The organism is Trebonia sp. (assembly GCF_049794275.1).
Taxonomy (GTDB): domain Bacteria; phylum Actinomycetota; class Actinomycetes; order Streptosporangiales; family Streptosporangiaceae; genus Trebonia.
Window position 1 is genome coordinate 1 of record NZ_JBARCR010001195.1, and the last position, 2148, is coordinate 2148.

Here is a 2148-nt window from a genome sequence, read left to right on the forward strand (position 1 = left end):
GTGCATGGCGTGCCTGCCCAGGGCCTCGGCGGCCAGCACCCCGGCGGGCCAGAGGCTGAGCAGCGCGGGCTGCAGCTCGCGCCGCCGCCGGTCAGAGCAGATGTCGCAGTGCTCGATGTGCCTGCTCAGCCGCTTGCGCAGCAGGACGGTCAGCTCTCCGTCCCACCCGCTGAGCAGGTGGTCCAGCGTGGCGCATTCGTCGCGTCCGGTGCGCGCGACCAGCAGCGCGCCGACGGACGCGGTGAGCTGATCGCGTCCACGGGACATCAGCAAGTGCGCGTGGGCGCGGGTGATGCCGAGCACCGCGGCCGCCTCGGCGGTGTCCAGTCCCTGCCAGAGGCGCAGCTCGATGATGTCGCGCTCGCCGGAGTTAAGGCCGCCGCCGGCGGCGCGCAGCAGGGCGCGCAGCTCCGCGCGTTCGGCCTCACCGCCGATGTCGGAGTCCTCACTGCCTTCCGGCGCGAAGTCGATATCGGCCCATTCGGCGGCGACCGCCTTCTCGGCCCGCAGCTTGCGCAGGCACAGGTTGCGCGTCACCGCGTACAGCCACGGCCGGAGCCGCTCGGGGTCGCGCAACCGGTCCAGGTTGCCAGCCGCGATCACGAATGTGTCGTGCACCACGTCCGCGGCGTCCGCTGGCTCGCGCAGAAACGTCTTGCTGTAGCCGTAAAGCACGCGCGCGTACTTGTCGTAGGCCTCGGCCAGCCCTGCCGGGTCGCCGGCCACGATAGAAGCGACAACCTCCTGATCCCGCATGGTCCTACGTTAGAGGTGTGCGGATATGGAGCGGAAGTTAGTTATATGTACCCCTATGCCATTCCGTGGTCCATCCGGTTTCGGCTCGTAACTCGGCAAACGCGTCCAGGCATGGTAGGCAGGTAGGTAGCGAGACGACGAGGTGAAGGAGGCGACGCGGTGCGCGATGCGGTGATCGTGGCGGCGGTTCGGACGGCGGTAGGAAAGCGGAACGGTGCGCTGTCCGGGGTGCACCCGGTAGACCTGTCGGCACACGTGCTGCAAGCGCTCGCGGAGCGCTCAGGGACCGACCCGGCCGTGGTGGACGACGTGATCTGGGGCTGTGTCAGCCAGTTCGGTGAGCAGACGTTCGACATCGCCCGCAACGCCGTGCTCGCCGCCGGCTGGCCGCTCAGCGTGCCGGGCGTGACGGTGGACCGGCAGTGCGGGTCAAGCCAGCAGTCGGTGCACTTCGCCGCCGCGGGCCTGGTCAGCGGCCAGTACGACGTGGTGGTCGCGGGCGGCGTCGAGTCGATGAGCCGCGTCCCGATGGGATCGTCAAGGGGGACGGCGGCGAACCCGTCAGGGTCGGGGCTTGAGACCCTCTTCAAGGGGGTGCCCCCGAACCAGGGGATCGGCGCCGAGATGATCGCCGAGCGCTGGGGCCTGTCCCGCACTCAGCTCGACGAGTTCTCCCTCGCCTCGCACCAGAAGGCCGCGGCCGCCATCGACGAGGGCAGGTTCGCCGGGCAGATCACCCCGGTCAAGCTGGAGGACGGCACGGTGATGGACACCGATGAAGGCGTCCGCCGCGGCTCGACGCTCGAGAAGCTCGCCCAGCTCAAGCCCGCGTTCAAGCCGGACGGCGTGATCCACGCCGGCAACAGCTCGCAGATCAGCGACGGCGCCGCCGCGCTGATGATGACGACGAGCGACAAGGCGCGCGAACTCGGCCTGACCCCGGTCGCCCGGGTGCACACCGCGGTGCTCGCCGCCGACGACCCGGTGATCATGCTGACAGCGCCCATTCCCGCCACCCAGAAGGCACTGCGCAAGAGCGGCCTGCGGCCCGACGAGATCGGCGCGTTCGAGGTGAATGAGGCGTTCGCGCCAGTCCCGCTCGCCTGGCTGGCCGAAATCGGCGCGGACCCCAAGTCGCTCAACCCCAACGGCGGCGCGATCGCGCTCGGCCACCCCCTCGGCGGCAGCGGCGCCCGCATCATGACCACGCTCATCCACCACATGCGCGACAACGGCATCCGCTACGGCCTGCAAACCATGTGCGAAGGCGGCGGCCAGGCCAACGCCACAATCCTCGAACTCCTCTAACCTCCACCCTCGCCCCGCGCCCACCGTCGCCCCCCACCACCCCGCGCGGAGCACTTAGGGCGCGAACTGGACGTTTCTTGTCCG

2 protein-coding genes are annotated in these 2148 nt (G+C 70.0%); one reads left to right on the top strand and one right to left on the bottom strand.

Going from position 1 to position 2148, the window contains the following annotated elements:
* Window positions 1-756: RNA polymerase sigma factor (locus WA805_RS29495; protein WP_425243958.1), on the bottom strand; the 756-nt coding region annotated here is incomplete at its 3' end.
* A 159-nt stretch (window positions 757-915) separates the two neighbouring features.
* On the opposite strand from WA805_RS29495, the gene WA805_RS29500 reads away from it, so the two are divergent.
* Window positions 916-2064: a thiolase family protein gene (locus tag WA805_RS29500; protein ID WP_422273954.1), complete on the top strand. Its 1149-nt coding sequence runs from the start codon at window positions 916-918 to the stop codon at window positions 2062-2064.
* The last annotated feature ends 84 nt before the right edge of the window (window positions 2065-2148 follow it).